Origin of the sequence: Nocardia sp. CA-119907 (genome assembly GCF_050955995.1) — a bacterium.
In the GTDB taxonomy this organism is placed as follows: domain Bacteria; phylum Actinomycetota; class Actinomycetes; order Mycobacteriales; family Mycobacteriaceae; genus Nocardia.
Genome location: NZ_CP192091.1, coordinates 4,785,066 through 4,812,029 on the forward strand (window position 1 = coordinate 4,785,066; position 26,964 = coordinate 4,812,029).

General features: G+C 66.0%; 26 protein-coding genes and 3 pseudogenes. 11 read left to right on the plus strand and 18 right to left on the minus strand.

What is annotated here, in order from left to right; translation table 11 throughout:
• Positions 1–353: 353 nt before the first annotated feature.
• From ACQP2D_RS21090 to ACQP2D_RS21100, 3 genes are read right to left on the minus strand one after another with little or no spacing between them, the layout of a single operon-like run.
• Positions 354–509 carry a hypothetical protein gene (locus ACQP2D_RS21090; protein ID WP_433685432.1) on the minus strand — a complete coding sequence of 52 codons (156 nt, stop codon included), beginning with the start codon at positions 507–509 and terminating at the stop codon, positions 354–356.
• Positions 509–1,606: a transposase gene (locus ACQP2D_RS21095; protein ID WP_433685433.1), complete on the minus strand. Its 1,098-nt coding sequence runs from the start codon at positions 1,604–1,606 to the stop codon at positions 509–511. Before ACQP2D_RS21095 ends, ACQP2D_RS21090 begins: the two co-directional genes overlap by 1 nt.
• 27 nt (positions 1,607–1,633) lie before the next feature.
• Positions 1,634–2,071, minus strand: a complete 438-nt coding sequence (locus ACQP2D_RS21100; protein WP_433685434.1) for a hypothetical protein — start codon at positions 2,069–2,071, stop codon at positions 1,634–1,636.
• Between the two features lie 423 nt (positions 2,072–2,494).
• Here ACQP2D_RS21100 and ACQP2D_RS21105 point away from each other — a divergent pair, with 423 nt between their 5' ends.
• Positions 2,495–2,986, plus strand: coding sequence for a DUF4334 domain-containing protein (locus ACQP2D_RS21105; protein ID WP_433685435.1), 492 nt, complete (start codon positions 2,495–2,497; stop codon positions 2,984–2,986).
• Between the two features lie 291 nt (positions 2,987–3,277).
• Here ACQP2D_RS21105 and ACQP2D_RS21110 read toward each other — a convergent pair whose 3' ends face one another.
• Positions 3,278–4,987, minus strand: a complete 1,710-nt coding sequence (locus tag ACQP2D_RS21110; RefSeq protein ID WP_433685436.1) for an FAD-dependent oxidoreductase — start codon at positions 4,985–4,987, stop codon at positions 3,278–3,280.
• An 11-nt stretch (positions 4,988–4,998) separates the two neighbouring features.
• Positions 4,999–7,197 (minus strand): molybdopterin-dependent oxidoreductase, encoded by a 2,199-nt coding sequence (locus tag ACQP2D_RS21115; RefSeq protein WP_433685437.1) that lies wholly within the window; start codon positions 7,195–7,197, stop codon positions 4,999–5,001.
• Positions 7,198–7,237: 40 nt separating this feature from the next.
• On the opposite strand from ACQP2D_RS21115, the gene ACQP2D_RS21120 reads away from it, so the two are divergent.
• Positions 7,238–7,489 carry a TetR family transcriptional regulator gene (locus ACQP2D_RS21120; RefSeq protein ID WP_433685438.1) on the plus strand — a complete coding sequence of 84 codons (252 nt, stop codon included), beginning with the start codon at positions 7,238–7,240 and terminating at the stop codon, positions 7,487–7,489.
• A 438-nt stretch (positions 7,490–7,927) separates the two neighbouring features.
• Here ACQP2D_RS21120 and ACQP2D_RS21125 read toward each other — a convergent pair whose 3' ends face one another.
• The gene (locus ACQP2D_RS21125) at positions 7,928–9,232 is read right to left on the minus strand and encodes an IS4 family transposase (protein ID WP_433685439.1); all 1,305 of its coding nucleotides are present in this window, start codon (positions 9,230–9,232) and stop codon (positions 7,928–7,930) included.
• A 249-nt stretch (positions 9,233–9,481) separates the two neighbouring features.
• Between ACQP2D_RS21125 and ACQP2D_RS21130 the strand changes: the two genes are divergently transcribed.
• A complete protein-coding gene (locus ACQP2D_RS21130; RefSeq protein WP_433685440.1) occupies positions 9,482–10,135 on the plus strand; it encodes a hypothetical protein in 654 nt (217 codons plus the stop codon).
• 111 nt (positions 10,136–10,246) lie between these two features.
• Here ACQP2D_RS21130 and ACQP2D_RS21135 read toward each other — a convergent pair whose 3' ends face one another.
• Positions 10,247–10,651, minus strand: coding sequence for a hypothetical protein (locus ACQP2D_RS21135; RefSeq protein WP_433685441.1), 405 nt, complete (start codon positions 10,649–10,651; stop codon positions 10,247–10,249).
• A 135-nt stretch (positions 10,652–10,786) separates the two neighbouring features.
• Between ACQP2D_RS21135 and ACQP2D_RS21140 the strand changes: the two are divergent.
• A pseudogene (locus ACQP2D_RS21140) lies at positions 10,787–10,987 on the plus strand (recombinase family protein); the annotation flags it as partial.
• Here the strand turns inward: ACQP2D_RS21140 and ACQP2D_RS21145 are convergent.
• Both ACQP2D_RS21145 and ACQP2D_RS21150 read right to left on the minus strand, forming a co-directional pair.
• Entirely contained in the window at positions 10,940–11,860 is a 921-nt protein-coding gene (locus ACQP2D_RS21145) for a tyrosine-type recombinase/integrase (protein WP_433685442.1), read from the minus strand. The pseudogene ACQP2D_RS21140 and the gene ACQP2D_RS21145 sit on opposite strands and share 48 nt — an antisense overlap.
• Positions 11,861–12,327: 467 nt before the next feature.
• Positions 12,328–12,912 (minus strand): TetR/AcrR family transcriptional regulator, encoded by a 585-nt coding sequence (locus ACQP2D_RS21150; RefSeq protein ID WP_433685443.1) that lies wholly within the window; start codon positions 12,910–12,912, stop codon positions 12,328–12,330.
• A gap of 117 nt (positions 12,913–13,029) precedes the next feature.
• Here ACQP2D_RS21150 and ACQP2D_RS21155 point away from each other — a divergent pair, with 117 nt between their 5' ends.
• Together ACQP2D_RS21155 and ACQP2D_RS21160 are read left to right on the plus strand one after the other, a co-directional pair.
• Positions 13,030–14,622: an FAD-dependent monooxygenase gene (locus tag ACQP2D_RS21155; RefSeq protein ID WP_433685444.1), complete on the plus strand. Its 1,593-nt coding sequence runs from the start codon at positions 13,030–13,032 to the stop codon at positions 14,620–14,622.
• A 10-nt stretch (positions 14,623–14,632) separates the two neighbouring features.
• On the plus strand, positions 14,633–15,076 hold the full coding sequence (locus ACQP2D_RS21160) for a nuclear transport factor 2 family protein (RefSeq protein WP_433685445.1): 444 nt from the start codon (positions 14,633–14,635) through the stop codon (positions 15,074–15,076).
• Positions 15,077–15,133: 57 nt separating this feature from the next.
• On the opposite strand, the pseudogene ACQP2D_RS21165 reads toward ACQP2D_RS21160, so the two are convergent.
• The 3 genes and pseudogenes from ACQP2D_RS21165 to ACQP2D_RS21175 all read right to left on the minus strand — a co-directional run.
• Positions 15,134–15,613: pseudogene (locus tag ACQP2D_RS21165) on the minus strand (Tn3 family transposase); the annotation flags it as partial.
• Between the two features lie 487 nt (positions 15,614–16,100).
• Positions 16,101–17,006, minus strand: coding sequence for a fumarylacetoacetate hydrolase family protein (locus ACQP2D_RS21170; RefSeq protein WP_433685446.1), 906 nt, complete (start codon positions 17,004–17,006; stop codon positions 16,101–16,103).
• Between the two features lie 34 nt (positions 17,007–17,040).
• The gene (locus tag ACQP2D_RS21175; RefSeq protein ID WP_433685447.1) at positions 17,041–17,676 is read right to left on the minus strand and encodes an MBL fold metallo-hydrolase; all 636 of its coding nucleotides are present in this window, start codon (positions 17,674–17,676) and stop codon (positions 17,041–17,043) included.
• Positions 17,677–17,824: 148 nt separating this feature from the next.
• Between ACQP2D_RS21175 and ACQP2D_RS21180 the strand changes: the two genes are divergently transcribed.
• Positions 17,825–18,259, plus strand: coding sequence for a MarR family transcriptional regulator (locus tag ACQP2D_RS21180; protein ID WP_433685448.1), 435 nt, complete (start codon positions 17,825–17,827; stop codon positions 18,257–18,259).
• A 321-nt stretch (positions 18,260–18,580) separates the two neighbouring features.
• Here ACQP2D_RS21180 and ACQP2D_RS21185 read toward each other — a convergent pair whose 3' ends face one another.
• Together ACQP2D_RS21185 and ACQP2D_RS21190 are read right to left on the minus strand one after the other, a co-directional pair.
• Positions 18,581–18,946, minus strand: coding sequence for a hypothetical protein (locus ACQP2D_RS21185; RefSeq protein ID WP_433685449.1), 366 nt, complete (start codon positions 18,944–18,946; stop codon positions 18,581–18,583).
• Between the two features lie 228 nt (positions 18,947–19,174).
• Positions 19,175–20,002, minus strand: coding sequence for an enoyl-CoA hydratase/isomerase family protein (locus tag ACQP2D_RS21190; protein ID WP_433685450.1), 828 nt, complete (start codon positions 20,000–20,002; stop codon positions 19,175–19,177).
• A 125-nt stretch (positions 20,003–20,127) separates the two neighbouring features.
• Between ACQP2D_RS21190 and ACQP2D_RS21195 the strand changes: the two genes are divergently transcribed.
• Positions 20,128–20,535, plus strand: coding sequence for a winged helix-turn-helix transcriptional regulator (locus tag ACQP2D_RS21195; protein WP_433685451.1), 408 nt, complete (start codon positions 20,128–20,130; stop codon positions 20,533–20,535).
• Between the two features lie 16 nt (positions 20,536–20,551).
• Here ACQP2D_RS21195 and ACQP2D_RS21200 read toward each other — a convergent pair.
• Positions 20,552–21,133: pseudogene (locus ACQP2D_RS21200) on the minus strand (AMP-binding protein); the annotation flags it as partial.
• 452 nt (positions 21,134–21,585) lie between these two features.
• On the opposite strand from ACQP2D_RS21200, the gene ACQP2D_RS21205 reads away from it, so the two are divergent.
• The 3 genes from ACQP2D_RS21205 (at position 21,586) to ACQP2D_RS21215 (ending at position 23,506) form a co-directional block, all read left to right on the plus strand.
• A complete protein-coding gene (locus ACQP2D_RS21205; protein ID WP_433685452.1) occupies positions 21,586–22,476 on the plus strand; it encodes a helix-turn-helix domain-containing protein in 891 nt (296 codons plus the stop codon).
• Positions 22,477–22,535: 59 nt separating this feature from the next.
• A complete protein-coding gene (locus ACQP2D_RS21210) occupies positions 22,536–22,997 on the plus strand; it encodes an SRPBCC family protein (RefSeq protein ID WP_433685453.1) in 462 nt (153 codons plus the stop codon).
• A 95-nt stretch (positions 22,998–23,092) separates the two neighbouring features.
• Complete coding sequence (locus ACQP2D_RS21215) at positions 23,093–23,506, plus strand: nuclear transport factor 2 family protein (protein WP_433685454.1); 414 nt, start codon at positions 23,093–23,095, stop codon at positions 23,504–23,506.
• Between the two features lie 555 nt (positions 23,507–24,061).
• Here ACQP2D_RS21215 and ACQP2D_RS21220 read toward each other — a convergent pair.
• The 3 genes from ACQP2D_RS21220 to ACQP2D_RS21230 form a co-directional block, all read right to left on the minus strand.
• The gene (locus ACQP2D_RS21220; protein WP_433685455.1) at positions 24,062–24,478 is read right to left on the minus strand and encodes a hypothetical protein; all 417 of its coding nucleotides are present in this window, start codon (positions 24,476–24,478) and stop codon (positions 24,062–24,064) included.
• Positions 24,479–25,072: 594 nt separating this feature from the next.
• On the minus strand, positions 25,073–26,101 hold the full coding sequence (locus ACQP2D_RS21225) for a GAF domain-containing protein (RefSeq protein WP_433685457.1): 1,029 nt from the start codon (positions 26,099–26,101) through the stop codon (positions 25,073–25,075).
• A 63-nt stretch (positions 26,102–26,164) separates the two neighbouring features.
• On the minus strand, positions 26,165–26,941 hold the full coding sequence (locus ACQP2D_RS21230) for an SDR family NAD(P)-dependent oxidoreductase (RefSeq protein ID WP_433685458.1): 777 nt from the start codon (positions 26,939–26,941) through the stop codon (positions 26,165–26,167).
• Positions 26,942–26,964: the final 23 nt, after the last annotated feature.

The following is a 26,964-nucleotide window of genomic DNA, read 5'->3' on the forward strand; positions in this document are numbered from 1 at the left end:
ACTGAAAGTAGCCGAATTGAGTGTGTTCAGTCAGCCGGTGACGACGCGTTTGGATCCGGCGAGTAGGGCCGCAAGCTCACGACTGATGTCGGGTATCTACCGCTATATCCACGTACAGTTGCTACCTTGGCCGGACACCGCTTCCCAGCGCCTTGCAACACAAACCACTACTGAGACACGGCCTAGGTGGCTGGTGTCGAACGGGCTTGTTTCGGCAGTGATGTGGCCTGGTTGGTGCGGTTCGATGGGGTGGGGCCGGTGGTGGCGATGGGGCCAGTGATCGTCGGTGTCGTGTTGTGCGCGTTGCTATTCGGGTATCGGCTACGAACGAATTCTGGACGGACGGGTGGGTCTCAGGCGCGTGCGGCGGTCCAGCCGCTGGTGGTGTGGCCGATCCCGAGGACGGCGAGGCGGGCGAGATTGACCGCGGCGGCGAGCAGGCCGAAGTCGGCACCGATCTTGGCTTGCCCGCGGACGCGGGCGCGACGTCCGCCGTGGCGGCGGCGCATCAGATTTGGTTGCGAATTCCGTTGTCGTCCAACTGTTTCAGCAACTCTCCCGCCCCGTAGGCGGAATCACCGAACACCGCCGCCCCGCAGGAACTTGCTTCGGCTTCGCAGGCCAGGATGTCGGTGAGCAGCGCCTCGGCGGTGTCGGCGTCACCGGCATTGCCGGGAGTGACCTCGGTGGCGGTGATGATCTCGCTGTCGGGATCGATAGCGATGTGGCCCTTGTAGCCGTCGAACCCGCGAGCGGAGGTCTTGTGCCCGTGGCGGGTCTCGGGCTCGACGGTGGAGATCACCCGGTCGGCCGCGGTGCCACGCACGATCGCGAACACACCGTCATCGTCTTCGGTGATGTCCTGGCCGAGCACAGTGGCCAGCAACTGCGCGGCCTTGCTGACCCGCTCATCGAGTTCGAGCCCGTCCAACAGCGCGAGCATCGCCATCCCGTCGCGGGCGCGGGAATCGATCAGCTGGGCGCGGGCGGTCTCGTCGTCCCAGTCGATCCCGGGTTTGGCCGCGCTGGCGTAGTCGTCATCGCTGCTGACCTGCGCCCGCATCGCCGCCGTCAGCTCGGTGCCGGCAACGGTGAGCAGGCCGCGGATCGCCGACCGGACCAGGGTGATGGTGTCCATCGTGGCCACCGAGTCATACAGCAGAGTCGAGTCCAGCACCCGCCGCCGGCCGACCAGCCCCGCCTGATACGCCACCTCGAGCACAACGTCGAAGACGCTGTTCGGCCGCTGCGAGCGGGCCAGCCGGGCCCGCATGTCGACCAGCACCGTGTGCACGAACCCCGGATAGTCGAAATCCAGGCCACCAGCAGCATATTCCCAGCGGGCGTCGAACGCGAAGCGTTCCACCGCTTCCCGGTCCGACAAGCCCTCGAGCCGCTGCAGCACCATCACCACCGCCACGATCATCGGCGGCACGCTGCGCCGTCCGACATCGGTGAACAGATCAGCGAACATCTCATCCGGGAACAACCGACTGCATTCCCGGTGCAGCACACCATAAATCGAGTCTTCACCCACCCGGCCGGCGCAGAACTCCACCGTCGACCGCAGCAGATCACCCTGACTCGGCACACGCCCCAACGTCACCCCAGCATTCTGCTCGAGACAGGCATGTCACCGCACGAAAAGCACCAGTCTCCTAGCAGCGTTCATACTGACGCGCGTAGGGCTGCGACTCCGGTGGAACATGCCGAGCAGGACCCTGTCGTGATGCTGGATGCCCCCGGCGCGCCGTGCATGGGCGGGCAGGGATAGATGCCCATGCTTGGTGACTCCGCGGCGGCCGTAGCCGGGCCGGGTGATCACGATCAGCCCCGCGGCGATCCGCCACGATAGGAGGTCTCCGGGGTGCCAATCCAGTACTCGCAGAACGGCTTTGTCGACCACGCGCCCGTTGGTGTCGACCGGCCGCACGCTGTACACCGCGGTGTGTGCGGGTGGTTGCTCGATGGTCGCCATCGGCAGACCGGCACCGATTCCGCAGCCATCGCCACCGGTGAGCCCGATGGAGGAGAAGGAAGGGATCAGCGAAGATACTGTGTCATCGGTCACATCGACCACCGCCGAACGGAGCAAACCCGCAGGTGGCGGTGAACGGCCAGGACAGAGTGTCCAGGCGATGCCCGGACCCGATTATGGGGGGCATAAATGCCACAATTCTGTGTCCGGAGGGGGACACATCCGTTAAACACACGCCTCGACCTGCGGAAATGACACCACGCAGGGGAGTGATCGCGGGACGCCGGGACGGCGTGCGGTTCGATCCCGACGATCGCGGTCGAGTCTGGCGAAACTGACCGTCGAGTGATCCACGGGGCGGACGGCTGCGGCTTGCGTGGCGGCAGCAGCCGGGCTGACGCTGACCGGCGTGGTGGCATTGCGCGATGAACGCTTCAGCCACGAGTTGCCGATAGCTTGTGCCGGTGCATCGCGATAGCGTGTTGACAAGCCTCCGCCGTTGGATTGGAGAGCACCGTGAGCGACGATCCAGCCCGCAAGAAATTCTCCGAGCTCAAGGAGCGCGCCGGACAGCGTCTTGTGGCCGGGCCACGGCGTTCGCTGATTCCTGACGCGGACCTCGACGAGTTCTGGGCCACGCTGGAGCCTGTGACCATCGACTTCATGATCGGCGAATGGGAAGGTGGCGAGTTCGACACCGGCCATCGGGAAAACGGAACGTTGGCCCTCATCAACTGGTTCGGCAAGACCTTCAATTCGGCCACCAACGTGAAGCCTCTGGTCTGTTTGGACGCTGACGGCAACAAATACTCGAACACCGAGAACGGCGAAGGCAGCCTCTGGATGGAGGAATTTCGCGGCGAGGTCACCGCAACGATGGTTTTCGACGGGCAGCCCGTTCACGACCATTTCAAGAAGATCGACGACCACGCCGTGATGGGCATCATGGACGGCAAGAACGCCCTCGACAATGGCCGTTACGCATACTTCTATCTCGAGCGGGTCTAGTCGTGTCTCCCAATGATTTGAGCCATAGGTTCCCGAAGTTGCCCGGCTCTTCCTATGACTTCCCTGTTTCCGCAGGTAGATGACTATCCGGTGGTTCTGAAGCTACCGGCCCCTTCCCGGAACCTCCTGTGCGAACCGGTGTGCAAATCGTAGAACGCCGCGATAGACCCCGGTAGCGCGACCGAAGGATCGCTGTAAACCAGCGTCCAACTTCAGGCATGTGTCAGAGCTAGGACATCGGATCCATGCCTGGCCCATGAGGTGTTCGATCCAGAGATCAACAGGCGGGTACTAGACATGGAACCCGTCTGCGTCGATCGGCAGTGGAACCGTCGGCATCGAGTCGTCCGCCTCAGCAGCGGCGAGCAGGGCGGGGAACGAGGCAAGTTTGCGCCTGGGCCGTCCCTGAACCGCGCCGCGCTCGCGCTCGACCCGATCGATCGCCCTCCACTCGTGCACACCGACCACGGCGGGCTGCCGCTGCCGGACCAGCGCGTCGAGGTCCTGCGGGGTGGCTGCCGGGGTGGGCAGCAACCCCACGGAATGGTCGGCGAGGAGTGCGGCGACAGTGTCCAGTGCGCATTTCTTGTTGGCGCCGATGCCTCCGGACGGGCCCCGTTTGATCCATCCCGCCGTGTAAACGCCGGGGATGGGTTCACCCGTCCGGGCGTGCAGAACGCGGCCCTGGTGGTTGGGCAGCACACCCCGGTCATGGTCGAAGGGCAGGCCGGACAGCGAAGCGCCGCGGTAGCCCACCGCCCGGAGCACCAGGCCCGCCTCGATGATCTCTTCGCTTCCGGTCGAGACGGCGCGGACGTCACCATCGGGGCCGCGTTCGAGGCGATTGCGAGCCACGCGTACCCCGGTGACTCGTTGATCGCCCATGATCTCCAGTGGAGAACACAAGTAGCGCAGCACAATACGGCGCGCCGCGCCTCGGCGGCGGGTCGCGAGTTCCGCGGCGGCCTGCGCTTTGGCCAGCCCGAGCGGGTCCGATCGAAGTCCGGCGAGCTGGTCGCGGTCCACCGTGACCTCGTCGGAGCACGCGAAGACATCGGCGTCGTCGAGATCGGTCAGGGCGAGCAGTTCGGGAGTGCTGTACGCAGCCTGTGCAGGGCCGCGTCGGCCGAGGACCACGACTTCCTCGATCGAGCTGGCGGCCAGTGCGGCCAGTGCATGGTCGGCCATATCGGTGGCGGCGAGCTCCGCGGGGTCGGCGACGAGGAGGCGGGCGATGTCGAGCGCGACGTTGCCGTTGCCGACGACGACGGCACGGCGGCACGAGAGGTCGAACGCGCGGTCGGCGAAGTCCGGGTGGCCGTTGTACCAGTTCACGAACTCGGTTGCGGACGCGCTGCCGGGCAGGTCCTCACCGGGGATCTCCAGGCGGCGGTCGCCGGAGGCCCCGTAGGCGTAGACGACGGCGTGGTGTGCCGCGGCGAGCTCGTAGTGGGTGATGTGGGTGCCGACCTCGACGTTGAGGTGGAAGCGGAAGCGGCCGCTGGCGGCGGCGCGCTCGAATACCTCGGTGACGGATTTGGTGGACGGGTGGTCCGGGGCTACCCCGCCGCGCACCAGTCCCCACGGCGTGGGCAGTCGGTCGAACATATCGACGGTGGCGCCGGGGTATTCGAGCAGCTCGAGGGCGGCATACGCGCCCGCGGGCCCGGAGCCGACCACCGCGACTCGAAGCTCCCCGCCGTCGGCCCGCGCCGGGGGCGGAGGGGCGTCGGGGATGCCGAACGGAAGCGGGTTGCGCTGGTAGTAAGCGTCGGCGAGCTCCAAGAACCGTGCCGCCGCGGGCGCGGTGTCGCGGGTGATCGCCCCGACCGGGCACTCGGCGACGCAAGCGCCGCAGTCGATGCAGGTGGCAGGGTCGATGTAGAGGGCTTCGGCGGAGGCGAAGCCCGGCTCGTCGGGGGTGGGGTGGATGCAGCCGACCGGGCACACCGGCACGCAGGAGGCGTCGTTGCAGCACGGCTGGGTGATCACGTGAGGCATGGTGTTCCTTGCTAGCGAGGGTCGAGCGGTTCCACGGTGACCGGGATTCCGTTGAGGGCGGCGTTTCCGCTGACGGTGTCCAGGTGCAGCGGGTCGGTGACATCGTTGGCGCTCGCGCCCGCGACGCGGGCAGCCACCGACAGCCGACTGTCCGCCGCCGCGTGCCCGTAGCCGTGGGGCAGGCTGACCGTGCCCGCCATGATGTCGGTGGTCTGCCTGACGTCCACCCGCACGGCGCCGGTGCGCGAACGCAGCACGGCCGGCCCATCGGCCAGTCCGAGGCGGGCCGCGTCGGCCGGATGCATGAGCAGATGGTGGCGCTGCGGACCGGCGACGAGGCGGGCGTAGTTGTGCATCCAGGAGTTGTTGGAGCGCAGGTGCCGTCGGCCGATCAACAGCAGCGACCCCTGCTCCTCCGGATCTCGCAGGTCGGAGCGCAAGATGTCGAGGGCATCGGCGATCTGCGGCGGCACCAGGTGTAGCCGGCGGTCAGGAGTGCGCAGGCGATGTTCGACGCCCGGCCGCAGCGGGCCCAGGTCCAGCCCGGCCGGGTGGGCGAGCAGCTTGCGCACGCTCAGCCGGTAGCGGCCGGAGCGCAGGAGCAGGTCCACCAGCCGGCGCGGCGGTGTCCGCAGCCGAACTTCGGTGGCCAGGGCGGGCCTGCTGAGGCGACGACGCAATACCCGCATGCGGCCGCCGCCGAGGTGGCGCTGGTAGGCCGAGCCGAGGTCGCGGAAGATTTCCCAGTCGTGCCGCGCGCCGCGCGGCTTGGGCAGCACCGCCGGCGAGTATTTCGCGGTGTTGCGGACAGCGAAGGACCGGAAAATCAAGTCGTAGTGGTCGCGTTCCAGCGCGCTGGTCGGCGGCAGGATAATGTCGGCGTGGTGAGTGGTCTCGTTGAGATAGAAGTCCACGGCCACCATGAAGTCGAGCCCGCCGAGCGCAGTGCCGAGTGCGGCTCCGGCAGGAGTGGACAGCACCGGGTTTCCCGCGATCGTCAGCAGCGCCCGGACCTGCCCCTCGCCCGGCGTCGTGATCTCCTCGGCAAGCGCGGCGACCGGAAACTCACCGGCGAAGGAAGGCAGCCCGCGCACACGGCTGCGACGTCGGCCGAAATGGCCCGGGCTGAGCAGCCGTGTCATGTCGATGGCCGGGTCGGTGAACAGTGTCCCGCCCTCGCGGCCCAGGTTGCCGGTGATGATGTTGAGCACCTGGATGGCCCACTGGCACACGGTGCCGTGACGCTGGGTGGATACCCCGAACCGGCCGTAGCAGGCGGCGGGGCCGGCGTCGGCGAAGGAGAGGGCGAGCCGGGTGATCGTGGCGGCGGGCACGCCACTGAAATGGCTTGCGGCCTCGGGAGTGAACTCGGCAACCGCGTCTCGGAGCGCGTCCACGCCCGTGACGTATTCCGGCAGGCGCGGTGCGCGGTCGCGCAGGACGACGTGCACCATGGCCAGTAGCACCGCGGCGTCCGTGCCGGGCCGGATGAACACGTGCTCATCGGCGTCTGCGGCCGTCTCCGTACGGCGCGGGTCGATGACGGTGACCCGCCCGCCGCGCTCGCGGATCTCCCGCAGGCGCCGCGCCATATCCGGCGCGGTCATCAGGCTTCCGTTCGACGCACGCGGGTTGGCGCCGAACATGAGCAGGTGCCGTGTCCGGTCGAGATCCGGCTCCGGCAGCAGGAATTGGTGCCCGTACAGCAGTGCCGAAACGACCTGGTGCGGCAACTGATCGACCGAGGATGCCGAAAAGTGGTTGTGGGTTCGCAGCAGCGAGGTGAACGCGGATCCGTGGGTCATCGCGCCGAGACTGTGCACCGAGGGGTTGCCCAGGTAGACCGCCACCGCATTGGCGCCGTGGCGCCGACGGGCCTGAGCGAGTCCGCGCGCCGCCGCATCGATCGCCTCGGACCAGTCCACCTCCACCCATTCCTCGCCGATCTTGCGCATCGGCCGCCGCAGCCGGTCCGGGTCGCGGTGCACGTCGGTCATCGCCACGGACTTGGGGCAGACATGGCCTAGAGACAGCGGGTCGTCGCGATCACCGCGAACACCGATGGCCATCCCGCCCTCGACAGTGATCTCGATCCCGCAGATCGCCTCGCACAAGTTGCAAGCAGCCTTCGCGGTGGCGCTGCCCCCGGAACCGCGATGTGCCCGGCGAGTCTTGGTCAACGCATCGACGGCTGCCCCGATCGCGCTCATGGTGTAGTCGCCTCCGCATGAGATGTCCTGGAATTTGAACATGACGTCAAGTTCGATTCTTTGTATCTACCATGGACCGCGTGCCCGACGCCAGCCCCTGCACCGTGAACCGGTTCAGCAGCGCAGCCGCGAGCGCGTCCAGCGGATCCTCGACGCCGCCGTGCAGATCGTCACGACTGAGGGCACCGACGCGGCGACCGTCCGTTCGGTCGCCGACCGGGCCGGTGCCCCGACCGCCACGGTGTGGGCGTGCGATGGCGGTGTGCTCGCGGGAAGTGGCCGAGCCGAGTGATCGGAATGGTCGTCGAGGACTGCTCCGAGACACAATCCAGTGACGGGACTCCTAGTAGCGCACCTTTTTACCGAGGCATACCCTCAACCGAGATCCTCTGGGCACTGGACGACCTCGGCCTGGCCGGGATAGCGCAGTTCGAAACCTGGACATAGAAAGGCTCGCGGTACCTGGGGCACCGACGACGGTCTCTCTCGCGGCTGACAAACCCACGGCGGACTACATCAGCGGATGGCGCGCTGTGCGCTGATGCTGGTGCTCCACATGGCTCTGCCGGCCGATATGAGCTGGCTTGGTCAACAGCACGCTGTCATGTCCCGAAAGCGGGTGCGTACGTAGGGTTGCGGCAATCGGAGGTTGTGCTAGGCGGCGGCGCTTTCGACCAGCGCAGTCGAGCCCTAGGGCCAATGCCGCGTAGTTAGTGATCCTGCTGGGTTGTCAACCCGGCAGGATGTGGATGCTGATCTGCGTTTTGTAGCTGTTGCGGTTGATGTTGCCTTTGGCCCGGTGTTTGGAGATGGCGCGTTTGACGATGCGGGGGCTGGTGCGGGGGCGGCGGGGTGGGAGTGGGTCGGCCAGGACGGCGCGGCCGATGGTGCCGATCAGGTCAATGGTGGTGTCGGCGATGACACCGGCGGCGTGGATCACCTGGTCGCGGGCTTGGTGCAGGGCGATGGTGAAGCTCGCGCGGTCGGGCAGGAGCGCTGGTGCGGCCAGAGCGGTGTCGGCGATGGCGATGCGCAGTGTCTGATAGGTGACCAGCAGGGCGTAGATTTCCTGGGTGATCCCGGTGGGCGTGCGTGCGCGCAGCACCCGCCCGCCCAGGATGGTGGATTTCAGTTCGAGATAGCTGGTTTCGATCTCCCATCGCTGATGGTAGAGCTCGATCAGATCGGTGGCCGGGTAGCGGCGGTGATCGGTCAATGTGGTGATCAGTCGGTATCGTTGGACCCGTCGTGGGCCGTCGGTGCAGGTTAGGGTGATGTCGGCGGAGATCACCCGGACGATGGTGTCGCCGATGCGGGTGTGCCAGGAACCATCGGGAAGATGCGCGATGGCGGGAAAGCGCCGGTTGTTGCGGCAGCGGAACAACAGATCGGCTCCGGTGGCGGCGAAGTGTTCGATCAAGGTGTTCACGTCGAAGCCGCGGTCGGCCAGCAACAACATTCCCGTCCGTAGGCATCGGGAAAGCGTTGGCGCATAGGTGATTTCACTGGTTCCGGTCGATCCGAACACGGCATCGATCACCGTGCGGGTGCCGCAGGCCACGACCGCGCACAGCCGCAGCATGGGATACCCAGCGGTGGCGTGACCCGCGCTGTGCAGACCGTAGACAGCCCGGTTGGCCGGGCTGTCGGGCGCCAACAGTGTGGTCCCGTCGACCGCGCACACCAGCAGGCCACGCCAGCGCACCGCGCCGACGGCCGAGCCGGCGAGCAGGCCGAACAACTCCCGCAGTGGCTCAACTCCGAGGCGGCGGCGTGCCTGCGCCAACGCCGAGGACGTCGGTGCGGCCACGGACGGGCCCAGACCCGCGACCATCCGCGCCCACACCTGCCGGTATCCCAGCTCGGCGAACAAGCCAGCCGCCAACAGTAGATACACCACCACCCGCGACGGCAGATCCCGCACTCGATCCTGCACCGCCCGAGCCGATTCCAGGGCAGCGTCGACCATTTCGAACGGCACGATCTGGGTCAACTCGCCCAGATGACCCGGCGCGAACGCACCAGCGGCTACCACGCCGCGCCGGTTGATGACAGACTGATACCGCAGCGGAGCTCCCAGCGTGAAGGGTTGTCTTGGAGTGACAAACCTCTTCTACCAGGCGCTCCGCTGTTTCATTTCGCACTCCATCAAGCGCCACAACACGATTCGCTTGACATACCAGCCCAACCACTAACTACGCGGCATTGGCCCTAGGGCCGGTTTGACGCTGTGTGCGAGACTCGTTGCGCAGCAAGCGAAAGTGGATAGAACGCGAGGAGTCAGGTGTCCTTCGAGCAGTGGTGCACGCGTTGGGAATCAGTACCGTTGGCCGAGGCGGCAGAGCAGTATGACATCTGCAAAGCCAGCGACAACCATGTGGAGGATCTCGAAGACATCTTCGGGGAAGAACTCGAGGGCTTCTTCGTTCACCGGGGTGACCTCACCATCGACGGGCCTTTGTCGATAGGGAACGACCCCGGTCTGGCGCCGGACACTGTTTACGTCATCGATGGCGACTTGACGGTCAACGGGCCGATGCGCTTTCTGAACGCAGACGTCTACACGCCGCTCTATGTCACCGGCTCGGTCACCACGCAGCACCTGATGTGCCTCATGGACAGCATTCTGTTCATCGGCGGCTCGCTCACCGTCGGGGGCCTGCTGATGACGGAACTCTCCGACATGGGAATGCTCGTCGTACACCGTGCTGCATCTGCGGGCGCATGGCTCGAAACGCGGGACAGAGGCGACGTCATCTTTGTCGACGATCTGAAGGCCCGTCGGCTGCGCATGTCCGAGGGCGAATACCTCGAAGACTCCGACGCCGATGATGCGGCTGACATCCTGTTGCCCGAGTTCCTGGACAGCGACACCGACGATGTCTCGGAAAAGCTCTGGGACGCCGCGCTCGAAGGACGTCCTCTGCTACGCCCCTGATTCCCGGCGGTTCGATCGGCTGGAACCGTCTTGCGGCCATACGAACTCGCGCCGCCGAGCTGTAGCTCAGCGGCCCGAGTCGGGTGATCGACTAATCCAGGTAGTCGCGCCCTAGTCGGCGCTGTCGGGGGCCGTCGGTCTTTGTTCACGCAACTGTCGGAACTCGGTAGCGCAGTGCGAGGAAAACACCGTCACGGTGTCGCGGTGATTGTGCACGAGTTCGCGCAACCGGCGCTGGTTTTCTGCTCGTTGTGGGCGCAGTGTGTCCACCGACTGCTCGAAGATACGTGCTCCCAATGGCATTCGCGGTTGGTGTGCCATCTGACCGTGATAGGAGTACGCATCCCCGGCATGCAGCAGCCAACCGTTCCCGGTGTCGACGGCGACTCCGACGTGCCCGCGGGTATGTCCGGCCAACGGAACCATCAGGATCTCCGGGGAAAGGCCCTGTAGCTCGCGCACCGCTGTGAAGCCGAACCACTGGTCGTCCCTACTGTCGGACAAAACACGGCGCACAACATGATGATGAGCATGCTGGGCGGGATGAGCCAGTCCGAGCGCCAGCATGTTCAGCAGCGCACGCGATCGGCGATGGACGCGCAGGTGCTCAACGAGGGGCGTCACCAGGGTGGTCGAGCGCCGTACGGCTACATGGTGATCGATGGTGCGGCGCATCCGAATCCGAGTCGGGCTGCCGACGGTTTGAAGCTTCGCATTCTGGCCATCGACGAAGAAGCTGCGGCGGTGGTGAGGCGAATCTTCAAGGACTACATCGCAGGTGCCGGAGACAAGGCGATTGCCACGTCACTCAACCGGGACGGCATTCCGTGCCCTTCGGCGCGCCGACCCGACCAGAACCGTCATCGGTCCGGTGCTGGGTGGCAGGCGGCGACTGTGGCAGCGATCCTGCATGCCGGGCCCACTGGTGGCGGTGGCGGCGTCGAGTAGATCGCGGGCCTGGTCGTAGGACAGCCGTGCGAGTCCGGTGTCGGGGCAGATGTCGCGGTCGGCGAGGTATTTTCCTGGTCCGGGGCGGCGGTGGGTCACGAATACCGGTCCGTGGGTGCGGCCGCGGATCAATCGCGGCAGTAGCCGGGCGGTGCCGGCGTCCCAGTACACGGTTTCCAGGACGTGTTCGTGGTGGGTGGCGCCGCGGCGGCGGGTGCGGGGTTTGGCGCCTTTGGACTTCACCCGGGCGCACCGGCCCGCCATGTCGAGGTCCTCGATGTTGAGCTGGAGCAGTTCCTCTGCGCGAGTGCAGGTTTCATACAGCATCCGCCACAGCGTTTTCTCCCGCAGATGGACCTCGCGGCGGGAGATGAGCCGGTCGATCGCGGTCCGCGAGCGCACTGGTGTCTCCGAGTCCGGCGGGGTCGATCGAGCGGCCGAAGCTGGCACCTGCGGGGCGTCCCAGCCCTGCTCGCGAAACCAGGCCAGCCATTTCGCGACCGCGGCGCGGCGCGCGTTCCAGGTATTGACCGCAGCTTGGCCCCAGAGAGTTTCGAGTCCTGCGCCGATCTCGTCATCGGAGACCGAGTCCAGGGCCCGGCTGGGGCCGGGCAGTCCGTCGGGCCCGCGGCCGTAGAGCTGGTCGACGGTCTTGACGACCGCGATGCCGTAGGCGCGGCGGGTGTTGCCGGGCCCGATGGTGTCCAGGAACGCCTCAGCCGATCCGCGCAGAGTGCGGGGCGCGGCGGTGTGGATCCGGGTCACGGTCGCCGCCATCGGGTCCGCCTCTCCGCCGTGCCCCGGATAACGGGGTCGCTTCGTGTCGTCGCCGCGACGGCATCGCCGCAGGCCGAATCCGATGACAACCCGGATAACAGGCCGTTATCCGGGACATACTGGCGGGCCTGCGTTCCGGAGTGCGCGGGGTCAGTCCGGGTGCTCGCGCGGGGATGATCCTGGCAGCATTCGATGCTCGGAAGGGGAACGTCGCGGATGACGGATTGGTCCGAGTGTGAGGTGCTGGCCGATCGCCGTGCCGCTCTGCTGGCCTCGGGAGGGCCGGGGTCGGTGTGGCGGCGCGTTTGACGCAGGTGTGCCAGGGCCTGGTGGCCGAGTCCGATCCCCCTCCGGAGCCGCGACCGCTGAAAGCGCACAGGGCGACGGGGCGGTAATGGCGGCGCTACAGTTGCGGCGGACGGTGGGGCAGGTCATATGTCCGGGTGAGGTGTTCACGGTGGCCGAAGTCAGCTCATGCCGTGCATGCCGTGTTCCAGTAAGGCGAAGATCGCATCCAGGGCGGCGCGGGGATCGGGCTCGTCGGCGACGAATTGAGGAATCTCGAGGACGTAGCGTGCGATAGCGCGGGCGGTGATGTCCTCGGGTGGCCTGTCCAACTCGGCGGCGATCGCAGCGGCCAAGGGCGTCTCGCACCGGATCCACAATCGGCGCGAGTATTCGCGCAATGCGGGGGTGCTCATGATCAGGTCGGTGCGACGGCGGATCTCCGGGCTCGGATCGATGAGGAACAGCCCCTGCCCCAGCAGGAACTCGCGCAGCGCCGCCATCAGTGACTGTCCGGCCGGGCGTTGGGTGACCGCGGTCAGCAGGCTCTCGAGACGTTCGACACCGTCGTCGAACATCATGGCCTCTTTGCCGTCGGGAACGTGGCGAAACATCGTCGGCACCGAGATGTCGACCGCGTCGGCGATCTCCTTCACGCTGACCTGGTCGTAGCCCTTCTCCAGAAACAGCTGCTCGGCGGCGTCCGCGAGGGCGCGGCGGGTCTGGGAGTTCTTGCGGGCGCGGCGTCCGAGTGATGCAGGAGGCATGCACCCACGCTACCAGAGAAAGCAAGTGAGTTAAAAACGTAAGTGACTTGTGTTTGTTAGTCGATTGTGTTTTTCTGGAGCGGACATACCAGCGAGACCTCGAAAGGCATGATCGAAATGAGCGTCAACGAACTCGAACAGACACCGGTCCTCATCGTCGGCGGAAGCCTCGTCGGACTGTCCGCGGCGGTTTTCCTGTCCTGGCAGGGCGTGCCCGTCGTGGTGGTCGACAAGCACTACGGCAGCTCGCCGCACCCCCGGGCGATCGGTTTCACCACCCGCACCATCGAGCACTTCCGTCAGACCGGCGTCGAGGTGCCCACCTCACTGCAAGGCATGAAACCGCCGCGGCGCGCCCGGGTGGAGAGCCTCAGCGGCACCTGGTTGGAGGAATATCCCTGGAGCCCCGGCGGCAAGGGCTCCTACGGCGCCGACCAGTCACCGGTCCACGCGATCGCGATCACCCAGGACAAACTCGAACCGCTACTGCGTGAGCGAGCCCGCGAGTACCGTGCCGACTTGCGCCTGGGCACCGAACTGCTGCACCTGGCCCAGGACAACGACGGCGTCACCGCGACGCTGCGCCGCCGTGACGACGGCCACCAGTACGCTCTGCGCGCCCGCTATGTGGTGGCCGCCGACGGCGCGGACAGTCCGGTGCGCACCAACCTGGGGATCGAGCGTCACGGCGTCGGCCCACTGTCGGTGCAGCGCAGCATCTTGTTCCGCGCCCCCCTCGAGGACTACCTGCAGCACGGCGTGGTCCAGTTCGAGATCGAGCAGCCCGACTTCACGGCGTTCTTGACCACCTACTCCGATGGCCGGTGGGTGCTGATGCTCTCCGATGACGTCGAACGCACCCCCGCCCAGCAGATCGAACTGGTGCAGCGCGCGATCGGCCGTACCGATATCCCCATCGAACTCATCACCACCGGCCGGTGGAAGCTGGCCGGTCTGATCGCCGACCGCTTCTCACAGGGACGAATCTTCCTCGCCGGTGACGCAGCGCACCAACTGCCGCCCAACCGCGGCGGGTACGGCGCCAACACCGGCATCGACGATGTGCACAACCTGGCCTGGAAACTGGCCGCGGTGCTCTCGGGCGAGTCGGACCCGCGGCTGCTGAACACCTACGACGCCGAGCGCCGCCCGACCGCAGACCTGCGTCACGATCAACTGTTCGCTCGCGCCGACTACAAGGCCTTCTTGAAAGTCGATACCCCTGATACCCCCGTGCTCGACGATTCGGCCATCGAGTTGGGGCAGCTGTACCGCTCGGCTGCGGTGCTGGGTGCGGATGCGTCCTTGCCGACCGCGCAACTCCCCGAGCAGTGGGCGGGTCAGCCCGGTACCCGCGCCCCGCACCAGTGGGTGCGCATCGGCGACGACAAGCGCTCAACGCTCGATCTGATCGAACGCGACTGGGTCCTGCTCTCAGCCGATGAGCGTTGGGCCGCCGCAGCCGCCCAGGCGACCGCGCAGCTGGGCATCGGAGTCGTTTTCCAGCAGGCCGGAACCGACGTCGAGTTCGACGACCACGAGGCGTTCGAGCACGCCTACGGCATCGAGTCCAGCGGCACCACACTGATCCGGCCCGACGGCTACATCGCCTGGCGGACCCGCGTCGCGCCACACGATCCCGCCCGGGAACTGACCCAGGTCCTGGCCTCTCTCGCCGCGGCCACCCGCGCCGACTTCACCGAAAATTGAGGTGATAGCTATGAATGCCACACTGCAACAACGAATTCAGCGACTGGAAGATCTCGAAGCGATCCGCGATCTGACCGCGCGCTACGCCGACGCCATCAACAAGGGCTGGAACGGCAAGACCGTCGATCTCGACGCCGTCGCCCAGGTTTTCGCCACCGACGCGAGATGGGAGAGCCATGAAGGCGAGGTGACCGTCGGTATCGACGCGATCCTCGCCGCGTTGCCCGCCGCTACCTCGGTCGTGGAGTTCTCGATGCACGCCTTCGTGAACCCGATCATCGTCCTCGACGGCGACACCGCGACAGCACACTGGCTGATGTGGGTGGCCTCGGTGATGGCCGGCGATCCGCGCGCGGTCTACATGAGCACCGACATCACCTACCTGCGGACCAGCGACAGCTGGCGCATCCACACCGTCAAGGTCGACTTTGGCACCAAACTGTCCACCAGCTGACCCGGATGGCGAGACGGCGAGGCAAAGCAGGTCGAACGAACGTGGTGGCAGCTGCGATCAGAACAGAGTGTCACGGACGCGCAGCGGCCGGTACCCGGTCGGGCCGAGCTGGGCCAGCTCGGCATCGATGTCGACCTCGATCGCGCCGAAGAAATTGATGTTCTCGCTGTGCGCCGGGCTGATATGGGCCAGCACATCATCGTCGATCCGACGTCCGGCTCTGCGCATCTGGTCTACGGCGAGTCCGTAATACTCTGTGGTCCAGGCGATTACCGCGTTCGTGGCCAGGGTCAAACACCAGGCTTGCTCGGTCTGGTCATCGAGCTGACGGGCACGAATCATGCCCTCGTGCGCGTACAGCAGGTCCCGGCGCAGCGCGTGCAGGGATTCGCCCTTGTTGAGCTGGCGGGAGATCTTGCGCCGATAGTCCGGATCGGACAGGTATTTCGCAGCGTAGATGGTGCGGCGTAGCGCCCCGTACTCCTCGAGCGCGGTGGCGAGGGTGTTCTGCCGTCCGGAGGCGGACCTGCGCCAGATCCATCACCAGGCCGCGCTCGGCGCGCGGCTGCATCAATCCATACCGGACACCACACCGGGCTCGCCGGACAGCGCCCGGTTGCTCGACCACATCACCAAGGTCAACCGCGACCGGGAGCTGACCGAGATCCGCGCCCGCGCAAACGGAATGCACACCAGTTGGATCGACCAGGCACGTGCTGCCGGGCAATCCGGCCGCCCTTGGACCGACGACCTGCTGCTTCCCCCAACCCGTCCGCCGACCGGACGCCGAAACACCCAACGGGTGGTCCAGGACATCCGACAGCTCGCCGATATGGCTGCGATCACTGTCGCTCGTGAGCACCGACTCGCCACGAACACGATCACGGTCGACCCGGAACCTGCTGCCGCCGAACAGCTTCGACGCAACATGAACGCGCTATGGACACGTGCCGCGGCGACCGCCACCTCGATAGGCATGGGCCGCAAAACGCGCCACCAGAACGCGCGGTGTTCCGTAAGTCGATCACGACGGGCTACCCCCGAGCGGATGTGCCAGGCGGCCGGAATTCGTGGCGGGCACGTCCTGACGCATGGAGGTTTCCTCTTCCCAAGCCGGGCGGGTGTCCGGCGAAGGATCGGCGACGGTGAGGTTGATCGCGCTGCCGATGCCCTCGATCGTGGTGGTCAAGGTCTGCCCCGGCACCAGACTCCTGGCTTCGGGGGTGGTTCCCGGAGTTCCGGTGAGAATGACGTCGCCGGGTAGCAGGGTCAGGAAGGTGCTGCAGTAAGCGACCAGTTCGGCCGGGGAGAAGAGCATGTCGCTGGTCGACTCCCGCTGCCAGAGGATGTCGTCGACCGTGAACGAAAGCGTCAGGTCGCGGGCGTCGTCCACTTCGTCCGGGGTCGCCAGCACCGGCCCCAGAGGGGTGGAACGGTCGAAGACCTTACCCTGCAGAGCCTCGCTCGTGCGGTGCTGCCAATCGCGCAGGGACAGGTCGTTGGCCACGGTATAGCCGGCGATGGCGGCCACGGCGTCCGATGGTGTGGCGCGGTGTAGTGGCCGGCCGACGACGACGGCGAGTTCCGCTTCGCCTTCGATGCGGTCGCTCACGGCCGGCAGCACGATGGGGTCGCGAGGGCCGGTCAGGGTGGAGGAAAACTTGGCGAAGAACGTCGGATACCGCGGTGTCGGCCGGCTCAGGCGCTCGATGTGGCTGCGGTAGTTCAGCCCGATGCACAGGATGTGCGCCGGGTCGGGGGAGATCCGGGCGAAGTGGGCGGTGGCCGCGTCGACCTCGCCGATCTCGCGCAGCCTGCCTTGCCGTAGAAAGGCGTCGACTGCGTTGTCGGCGTCGACCAGGACGACCTGGTCGCCCTTGACGCGTGCCCCGGTCAGGGTGTGACCGTGCCTGATCGTGGCGAAGCGCATCTTCGACTCACCTCCTGGTTCCGGTCCCGAGTTCTCACAGATCGATGCTCTGGCCAGGGGGCAGGACCGTGATTTCGATGCCGGTCAGGCTGGCCAAGAGGGTTCGGGTGGAGGTTTGGCCCAGGTCGCTGAGCATGAGTTCGTGGATCTGGATTACCTGGCGAGGCTTGACCGCGCGCAGGTAGTCGGCCGCCTCGCCCAGCTTGGTCCAGGGCCCGCTTGTGGGCAGTAACAGAGTGTCGACACGCACCTCGGGTACGAAGTAGGCGTCGCCGGGGTGGAACAGCGTCTCGTCGATGAGGTAGCCGAGGTTGTCGACGCAGGGGATATCCGCGTGGATCGTGGCGTGGCGGTCGCCGTGGGCGCCGACGGTGAAGCCGCCGACGCTCACGTCGTCCCCGGCCGTGAGGACCTGTACCCGCCCACCGTTGCTGCCGAGCTTGTCATGCACCGCTCGCGGTCCGAAGATCCGCAGTTCGGGGTCCGCGTCCAGCGCGGCTGCCAGCAGGGCGTCGTCGAAGTGGTCGAAGTGCTCGTGGGTGATCAGGACTGCTGCGGCGCCCGTGACGGCGGACTTCGCATCGGGGGTGAAAGTGCCGGGGTCCAGCACGACTCTGGATCCGTTCTTCTCCAGCGCAACGCAGGCGTGGGCGTATTTCGTCAGCTGCATGGTGGTTCCGTTCCTGCTCGGGCGTTATCGCACGAATCAAAGTATACAGCTTTGCTGTATATGTCGAGAGTCGTGTGGTTGCCCGGGCCGCTGTCGCTGCCGCCCCTGGCGCACTGGGACAACTACAGCACGGCTGTATAGTCGCCCCATGGCGGACCGAGATCACTTGGCGGAGCGGCTGCGGGTCTCCATCGGCAGGTTCGTGCGTGCGACTCGCGCGCATGCCGACACTCTGCCGCCACCTCTGGCGGAGACCATTGGCCTGCTCGATCGTGAAGGCGACGCCTCGACGGCTTCCCTGGCCCTGTGGCGTGGTGTACGTCACCAGAGCCAGAGCCGGACCGTAGCGGACCTGCAGGCCAGGGGGTATGTCGCCCGACGTGGCGACCCCCGGGACCGCCGCGGTTTCCTGGTTACCCTCACCGAGCAGGGACGCGCTGCCCTGGACCGAGATCGGGAGGCCAGGCGCGAATGGGTCGCCGAGGCCATCGATGCTCTCCTGAGCGCAGATGAGCGGGCGCAGCTCACCGCCATGCCTCAGCTCTTGGACCGACTGTCCGAGTACGAGGGCGACCGTAGGTGACCTACCCGGCGCATCATTTCAAGGTTCGATTCGCCGGACGCTCGTCGCCGCCCAGTGCGGCGGGCGCAGCCGGGGCCCATGGGGCGACCGGCACCACTCCCGTGGCGTGTCCCCTGATATCCACCAGCCGTCCCACGATTTTGTCGGCCGCAGAACAAGCCTGTGATCGACCACGGCCACATCGGGCAGGGTGACGCGTACCCGGTCGAGGATGGCGGTAAGGTCGTTCACTTGGTGCACCTGGGGTTCCGGATCGCCGAAAAAACAACGGATATGGCGTAAGTCTCTGGTCGGGCTGGGTGCCGGGTTGAGTTCAGCTCGCTACCGGTGTTCTGGCTGCCCGCGCACCTGGGTCTGGAGGCGGTTGCGTAGGTCGATTTCCTCCGGCGTCATCGGCTCGACCGGGCGGTGGATGCGAGCGGGTTTGGGCCGGAGCGGCAGACCATCGTCGGCGGTGGTGTTCTCGGCTTCTGCGAGCGCCCGGCAAAGAGAGGCGACGGACGGGTGCCCACCTGCGTTCTTCCCGGTCTTGATGGTGAGCTTTTTCGCAATGTCCGGGACGGGGACGCCCTTGCTCTTCAGCGCCAGGGCGAAGGTGAGCGAGTCGTCATCGATGACTTTGGGCCGACCGCCGTGGTTGCCCTTGGATGCATTGGGAGCTGTGTGTGCTGTTGGAACGCGATTCACCTACGACCACAGTGGGTTCACTGGCGTCGTTGGCTTCTTCATGGCCAAGTTCCTCGGCGCAGTTCGCGCCAAGATGCTCACCGTGGGCCTTCCATCAGTGCTGAACGAGCTCGATGACCAAGGCAACCTGAGCCCAGCAACTGCATTGCGCCCCAAGCGGATCTAGCAAATTACGCACGATCGCCGAACGCTTCCATATTGTTGCCGGGACAGGCGGCGGCCGAGGTTCTACTTGGTCACACTTCGCATCAGGAACTCCAGATCGAGTTCGCCGCTGCGAGTTTGGGCGCCAGCGGTCAATCCGTCGCCGATCAATTGGCCTGCGGTCGGACCGAAGACGAGACCGCTCCATGCGTCGGTTTCCCGTAGCAGGCCAGCTGTCAGGTCGTCGGGAAGGATGGCGTGTTTGGCCGCTGCGATAACGCCCTCCGGCAGAGCTGCGATATTGCGGGCGATGCGGTCGACGAACGCATCCAATTCGTCGGCGGGAACTGCCCGATTGATCCAGCCGTAGCGTTCGGCGATCTCGGCATCGAACAACTCGGCGCCGAGTACGACCTCGAGCGCGCGGTTCCGGCCGATCCGGTTGGTGAGATACTGCGTGCCACCGCCACCCGGGACGATGCCCATGAGGGCCTCGATCTGGCCGAGTCCGGCGCGGCCGATCGCTGCGAAGGCCATGTCCGCGGCCGTGACGAACTCCGCGCCACCGCCACGCGCCTTCCCCGCCAACTTGACGATGGTTATCTGTGGCTGGCTGCGTAGCGTCTCCCCGACGGCCTGAAAGACGTTCACCCCTTCCGGGGCGGAAGCTGCGAGGTCGGCCAGTGCGTCGGGCGTGGCAGTCATGTCTACGTGGGCGATGAAGAATTCCGGATCGGCGCTGTTGAACACGATGACCCGCACCGAGTCGTCTTCCCGTAGCGCGGCCAACGAGTCCCGGAGGTCGGTCATCAGTGCGACGTCCAGCACATTGACCGGCGGGTTGTCGATGGTGATGTAGGCGACGCCGGCTTCGTCGAAGACGCGAAGCGTCTTGTAATTGCGGTGGTCCACGCGAGCTCTCCTGGTACGTATCTGGCAGGCATCTAGGTTCCTGATGGATACTTAGCGTGAATCAGGTCCGTGACCTGCGTCAATAACGCACTTCGAGCATCCTAGAGATCCTGGAGGATACCGCCATGGCCGTTTCCGACCTCGGCGTCGGCGCTGTTGACCGAGCCGTTGCCGGCGATGACATCGCCTTCCGAGCCGATTGCCCCAGCCGTCCGATCCTCGACCAGATCGCCGACAAGTGGTCCATGATGGCCTTGGCAGTGCTCGAGAAGCCACGCCGCTTCAATGAGATCAAACGTCGCCTCGACGGCGTGACTCAACGAGTCCTGACTTCGACCCTCCGGCGTCTGGAACGGAACGGCATGATCGAGCGACGCGTTCTCTCGACCTCACCGATCGGAGTCGAGTACTCCCTGACCCCCCTCGGCGAATCTCTGCGGGAGCCATTCGGTCACCTCTACGAATGGACGGTCACCCACTCCGAACAGATCCGAGCGCATCAGATCGACTACGACAAGCGCTTTCAGGAGTAAGTGCCGACCCGCTGATCTATACGCTCATCGTATAGATCGGTGGCTGAATGCATTTGGCGTATGCGCGCCGGTGCGTCATCGTGGTGGGCATGAAGACGATTGCCGAACCGATCGCGCCGGTTGTCCGGGACGCTTCCGCACCGCGGGCAACATCGACCGGTACGCCAACCAGTAAGGGGGCCAACACGAATCCGACCAGTCCCATGTCGTGATGCAGTGGCAGCCGGGACAGTCCGCGATCGGCGGCGGGGTCGCTGCGCAGGCCTTCACGCATGATGGCCATCCCGTTGGCCAGTACCGCGCCCACGCGCGCCGGGTTGCCGCGTGGGTTTCCCATACTGCCGCTGCTGAATTGGATATATGCCGTCGCGTCCGGCTCGGGACGGTGGGGAGTCGAGTCGTCCGGCGCTGCCGTCACCAGGGTGTCGAGGACGATCGGCCGACCGCTGTCCGCGGGCGGTTCGGTGTCGCCGCACAGCGCGATCGCCGCGGCCTGCGCGGTGCGTGCCATTGCCGCCACGTTGGCGCTCCACGCGGTGCGACGTCGCGGCGGAGGCGGAGGTGGCACCGGGACGGGAACCACTCCGGACCACAGGGCGCCGAGAAAGGCCGGACGAAGATATGCGGGTCGGTGGCTTCCAGCGCAACCCGGTCACCGGGCCGCAGACCGGCCTCCCGCCATCCCCGTGCGGCCGACCGCACTCCCCGCAGCAGACCGTGTCGGCTGACCGTGATCCAGTCGCCGTCGTCTCGGAGATATTCATGGGCGGGGCCGTCGTCATTCTCGTAGCTGGCCAGAACTTCTGGTTACCCAACCTTTGCGCATGCACCATTGCCCTTCTCACGCAGCCGATTTCGAACAGTCGACCAGTCGGCCCCGAGTTCCAGTACACGTCGAGGCCGGTTCGTCGACCATGCGCGAGGTTGCGGAGTGTCGATCAATTCTTGCGGTGCACAGCGGCGAAAGATCGGTCGAAACACGGTGCGCTAGAGCAGCTTTGCGCGCTTCATCCACTGGCACGGCGATATCATGCGGGTAGCCTCGGCAATATGGTGTTCGACTCCGCGCGTCTGGATCTGCAGCCCTATGCCGGTTTCGATATGGATCGCTATGCTCGGCGGGCGTACTGCAGCTGGGAGGACGCCGGCTGGGAGTCGCTGCTCGTGCAGCGGTTCGAACACGTACCCGTCGCGGAGGACATGGCGCTGCCGGCGGCTGCGGATCTGCACCTGGTGCTGCCGGTCGCCGGACAAGGGGTGCTGCAGACGCGAAGCGGCGGGCGATGCACCCGCTTCAATTGGGCGCCGGGACGACTCGACCTGCGACTCCCGGATCAGCCGGTCCTGCGGAGCTACCGTTGCGACGGGCCGATGCGCAGTCTGCAGGTCCACATCCCGCGCGGCACAATCGATTCGACCGCGGCGCAGTTGGGTGGCCGTGGTGTGGACTTCGAGGCAGTTGCCGCATCCTTGGCCGCGGGAGATCCGCTGGTCGAAGAGATCATTCGAGCGCTGGGTTCGTCCGGCGCGGAAGACGACCTCTACGCCGAGTCCGCCGCGGCCTTCCTGAGCATGCATCTACTCACTCGCCATGCCCGGTCGGCGGCTCCCCGTGCACCGACACGGGAGGACAAGCGTGTCCACGCTGTGGTGGCGATAATGCATGATCGGATAGCCGATCCGGTCACCCTGGCCGATATCGCGGGCGAGGTGCACTTGAGCGTCTTCCACCTCGTCCGGGTCTTCAAGGACGTCACCGGGATGACGCCCTACCGCTACCTCACCCGGCTGCGAATCGAGGAGGCCAAGCGGCTGCTGCGCGACACCGACCTTCCGATCGCCCAGATCGCGTCGCGCTGCGGTTTCAGCAGTCCGGGCGCGCTGTCCGCCGCCTTCGTGCGGCACGCCGGAACCCGCCCCTCGACCTATCGCAATCGTTGACCGCAGCACAGCAATCTCGAGCATGGGAGCGCTGACGGACCCGGCCATAGGGTCTTGTCATGCAATCGTATGACGTCATCGCGGCCTCGGCGGCACCACCGGCAGCGGTGTGGGGGTTGCTGCTCGATGCGCAGAGCTGGCCCGCATGGTCACGGGTGGATGCGCTGGAATCAGCGCTGTCCCAAGGCCTCTCACCTGAAGGACGAGATGGTGTCGGAGCAACCCGAGCCTTTCGCACCGGGAAGGTGGTCACCAAGGAGCGGATCACCTCCCTCGACCCGCTACGCCTGTTCGCATACGAGGGCGTAGAAAACCCCCAGATGGCCGACTACCGGGCCGCCGTGGAACTACTGGAGACACCTGATGGCGGAACACAAATCCGCTGGCACGGAACATACTTCGCGCACCGGGGCATGCGCTGGTTCTTCGAGTGGTACCTCCGTCGCTTCATGCAGTCAATGGCGAACGGACTAGCGGAGTACGCCGCCACTCCGGACGTTCTCCGGACCCACCGCGGTTGATCAGGAGCATCGAGCGGGCGGAGATCATCCCAGTGCGGTAACGGATTCCGGCGCTCGTCGGTGATCAGGACGGCAAGAACGAGTAGGAGAACACCATGACCATCGCCACCCATCCGGCCCGTACCGCCAGCCAGGCTTTGCTGGCTGCGGTCCAGGTGCGTGACAAGGACGCTTGGCTGGATCTGTTCGCCGTGGACGCCGTCGTCGAAGACCCGGTCGGCCCTTCGGTTTTCGATCCGGAAGGGAAGGGACATCGGGGCCGTGACGCCATCTCGGCGTTTTGGGACAAGGCGATCGCGCCCAGCGAGTCGATCGAGTTCCTGTTCGAGGACTCCTTCGCCTGCGGGAATGAAATCGCCTACACCGGCAAGGTCCGCAGCCACAACGGCGGCCAGGTGATCGACGCAGAGGGGGTGTTCACCTACCGGGTGGACGAGGCGGGCAAGATCGTCGCTTTGCGCGCCTTCTGGGAGACCGAGCGCACTATGCAGACCATGAGACCTGCCTGACTTCAGGCGATTTCACTGGAGAGGCGTCGCATGGATGCCCCGCCCTTCAGGCGCGGATTCCGGTCGGTTCCGTCGGCGAGCCGAACGCATTCGGTCAGTCGCGCCCTACTCGGGATTCGTGCCTGATGTGCGAACCCGTCGTCGCCGAGGACCACGATCCGAGAAGTTCTTCGACGGCGCAACGACGGGATCCCGCTGTGCCGGTTCGGCCTGTCGAAACGCACTGTTGCGCAAGCTGACAGGAACAATCGGCGGAGACCATCGGCAGCCGGAGGCGACGACAACACCCGCGATCGGGACCTCCGAGCTGACAGTCGGAACAAACTATCCGCGTCAGGTCAGTGGCAGAAGCCTGCACTTGCGCCTGGACGATGGCAATGTGTCAGGCCAGTTGGCAAAGGACATGTGCGCGAGGTACGCCGACCATCAGAGCGGCGAGATCTTCGGGGTGGAGGAAAGAGGGCGAACAAGTCGTGCCTCGTGATGCAGGACATCGAGGGCAACGAGTTCTGTCTCGACTGAATGGGCACGAACGCGGCACCTTCTCCCACCAGGTCACCCCCCGTACAGACCTCGCGCAGGATCGGGTCGCCCTCTGCGCCGTTGACCGCGGTCCGGGAGGGTCTCGTACCGGCGGTCAGCGGCCATCTCGTCGAGGACATGCGGTCCGAAAACCACCAGCAAGCGTTGATCAGGATCGGCGGCCAACAAGACCCTGTCGTGATGCGCGATGCCCGCGCCGCGCCGCGCGTGGGCGGGCAAGGATAGATGCCCATGCTTGGTGACCCCGCGCCGGCCGTAGCCGGGCCGAGTGATCACGATCAACCCCGCAACGATCCGCCAGGACAGCAGGTCACCGGGACACCAATCCAGTGCTCGCAGAACGGCTTTGTCCACCACGCTCCCGTTGGTGTCGACCGGGCGCACGCTGTACACCGCCATGTGTGCCGGTGGTTGCTCCACAGTGGCCATCGGCAGACCGGCACCGATTCCGGAGGCATCGCCGCCGACGAGCCCGACGGAGGGGAAGGAAGGATCAGCGGAGATAATGTGTCATCGGTCATATCGACCACCACCGAACGCAGCAAAACCGCAGGTGGCGGTGAACGACCGGGACAGAGTGTCCAGGCGATGTCCGGACCCGGTTTCTGGGGCATAAATGCCACAGTTCTGTGTCCGGAGGGGGTGTCGACCACTACGCCAACCTCCTGCAGCACCGAAAACTGCTGGTCATCGGCAAATAGCTGTGGCGTGACGGTATCGCGATGCCCGGCGCTGAACGGTGGTTTTCCTGGGGAACGTTGACGAGTGAAGCGGGATTCGGCTACTTGAAGTCGGAATAGCGTCTCCTTGCCAGCAATATGTGCGTTCTTTACGCGCTGTCGACAGCTGTGTCGATTCCTACTGCGCGCCTGACCTGGGCCCTGACGTCTTGCCGCAGTCTTTATCGGAGTGTGTTGAGCGTTTCATCGAGCGGCGGGATGGAGATCGCGTCGGCAAGGGTGATTCGGATGCTGCGGTTCGTGTCCTTCGAGAGGAAGTCGCCGAGTGCAGGGTCGGTTCCGGTCAAAGCGCTGATTCCGGTAGCCGGACGGTAACCAATGCGGCGGTGGTGGATTCGTCGAGCATCATGAGGGCGGCCTTGATGTGCAGGCGGGTCCAGCCGCCGTCGAGGGTGCGGACACGGACTTCCCCGCTGGTACGTCCGTGGCGCAGTCCCTTTGCCATGGCCGTCGCTGTGGGGAGGTCGCCGGGATGGATGGCGGGTGCGGGCTGACCGGTCAAGCCCTGCCAGGCGATTCCCGGTGCGGGAGTGCCCATCCAGCGGAGCAGTCGCAGCGTGCGCAGGTTCACGATGCCGCGGTATTCGCCCTCCTCGGCCGCGGCCTCCAGGACTCGATGCTCGAGGATGGTTGGAGGCGGGGCCGCGGGGATGTCGTCCGCGGGCCCGATGTCGTGGGTGATGCCGCGCAGGACCACCTGCCGCTCGCCGGCGGTGCTGAGCTCCTCCAGCAGACGGCAGGAGAAATGCGCCGCCCGGAGTTCGCCGTCGTCACGCCGAACGGTCCAGATCTGCTGAGTCTCGGTTCCGATCTCTTCGCGCACGATACGCGCCAACGCCTCGCTTTGATCGGTGAGGTTGGCGTGCACCTGGGTGAACACGTCGGCAATGGAATGCCGGTATATGTCCGAGCGCCCCTCACGGGTGATGCCGTACAGATCCAGCAGGTCGTCGCTACGCGTGCTGGTTCCTTCGGTGTAGTTGAAATACCAGGCTCCCGCCGGATCACGCGGCGGCACCTGATCGCGAGGGTCGCCGCACCACAGCATCACCCCGTGCAACCGGTCCGGCGAGATCGCCAGCGGCACAGCGATTGTGCGGCGGCTTCCGTCCGCCGAGACGCGGTCGATCCGCCCGTGGCCGGTGATCGCGTCCGCGATGGCGTCCCGTGCCTGCGCCAGTGTCGTGCGGTGGCGCAGTATTTGATCGAGCGGGACGAAATTCTTCGGAGTGCGCCCCCACCCGATCACCGACATCGGTTTTCCCCCTTTGCCCCCGAACAGTTCGATCAGCAACCATTTGACCGCAGCCACGATCCGTACCCCCTCGTATTTCCTTGTCTACCTGGTGATCTAATCCTCAACCCGCTCGGGTTGTCACAGCTTGGCGAACATCCCGAGCACTCGCGCATAGTGCGGGCCGGCCACCCTTGCGGCCGCTTCGGCGAGCCACGCGTCCGCACCGATGAGAACCCGCGGCTTGCCGCGTTCGGCGCCGGCGAGAATCGTCCGGGCGGCCGCGTCGACGTCGGTTCTGGCCAGGCGCTGCTCGAACCGCGTGACCGTCCGCGCCGGATCCACACCCGGGGCCAGCAACGCGCTGCGTGCGATCGGTGTGCGGATCGCTCCTGGATAGACGCAGGTGACCTTCACGTCCGTTTCGGCCAGATCGGCGCGCAGGGACTCGGTGAATCCGCGCACCGCGAACTTCGCCGAGACGTAGGGCCCATGTCCCGCGACCCCCACCAGGCCCAGCGCCGAGGACACGTTCACAATCCGTGCGTGCGGCCCGGCCTGCACCAGATGGGGCAGAAACGCCTTGGTGCCGTGGACAACTCCCCAGAAGTTCGTCCGCATTACCGCGTCGAAATGCTCATCCGGTGACGACGCGACCGAGCCCACGTGCAGGATGCCGGCGCAGTTGACAACCATGTCCACCCGGCCGAACCGGTCGGCGGTGGACGCGGCAAAGTCGCCGACCGCGACACGATCGCCCACGTCCAGCCGCGTCGCCATGATCTGCGTCGTCACGTCACAGAGTTCCCGCGTTCCCGCAACACCGATTTCGTCACGATCCGCCAGCGACAACACCGCGCCGCAACGGCTCAGCTCGACCGTCAGCGCCCGCCCGATCCCGGAACCCGCTCCGGTCACGGCGACCACCGCTCCGCGATAGA

Bases quoted from the DNA above. Each gene is read 5' to 3' on its own strand.
- ACQP2D_RS21145 (WP_433685442.1), bottom strand. From the start codon at position 11,860: ATGGCGGCGACCGTGACCCGGATCCACACCGCCGCGCCCCGCACTCTG.
- ACQP2D_RS21110 (WP_433685436.1), bottom strand. From the start codon at position 4,987: ATGCCTCACGTGATCACCCAGCCGTGCTGCAACGACGCCTCCTGCGTG.
- ACQP2D_RS21180 (WP_433685448.1), top strand. From the start codon at position 17,825: ATGGCGGACCGAGATCACTTGGCGGAGCGGCTGCGGGTCTCCATCGGC.
- ACQP2D_RS21160 (WP_433685445.1), top strand. From the start codon at position 14,633: ATGAATGCCACACTGCAACAACGAATTCAGCGACTGGAAGATCTCGAA.
- ACQP2D_RS21220 (WP_433685455.1), bottom strand. From the start codon at position 24,478: ATGGCCACTGTGGAGCAACCACCGGCACACATGGCGGTGTACAGCGTG.
- ACQP2D_RS21175 (WP_433685447.1), bottom strand. From the start codon at position 17,676: ATGCAGCTGACGAAATACGCCCACGCCTGCGTTGCGCTGGAGAAGAAC.
- ACQP2D_RS21155 (WP_433685444.1), top strand. From the start codon at position 13,030: ATGAGCGTCAACGAACTCGAACAGACACCGGTCCTCATCGTCGGCGGA.
- ACQP2D_RS21150 (WP_433685443.1), bottom strand. From the start codon at position 12,912: ATGCCTCCTGCATCACTCGGACGCCGCGCCCGCAAGAACTCCCAGACC.
- ACQP2D_RS21170 (WP_433685446.1), bottom strand. From the start codon at position 17,006: ATGCGCTTCGCCACGATCAGGCACGGTCACACCCTGACCGGGGCACGC.
- ACQP2D_RS21210 (WP_433685453.1), top strand. From the start codon at position 22,536: ATGCAATCGTATGACGTCATCGCGGCCTCGGCGGCACCACCGGCAGCG.
- ACQP2D_RS21205 (WP_433685452.1), top strand. From the start codon at position 21,586: ATGGTGTTCGACTCCGCGCGTCTGGATCTGCAGCCCTATGCCGGTTTC.
- ACQP2D_RS21215 (WP_433685454.1), top strand. From the start codon at position 23,093: ATGACCATCGCCACCCATCCGGCCCGTACCGCCAGCCAGGCTTTGCTG.
- ACQP2D_RS21115 (WP_433685437.1), bottom strand. From the start codon at position 7,197: ATGAGCGCGATCGGGGCAGCCGTCGATGCGTTGACCAAGACTCGCCGG.
- ACQP2D_RS21120 (WP_433685438.1), top strand. From the start codon at position 7,238: ATGACGTCAAGTTCGATTCTTTGTATCTACCATGGACCGCGTGCCCGA.
- ACQP2D_RS21090 (WP_433685432.1), bottom strand. From the start codon at position 509: ATGCGCCGCCGCCACGGCGGACGTCGCGCCCGCGTCCGCGGGCAAGCC.
- ACQP2D_RS21195 (WP_433685451.1), top strand. From the start codon at position 20,128: ATGGCCGTTTCCGACCTCGGCGTCGGCGCTGTTGACCGAGCCGTTGCC.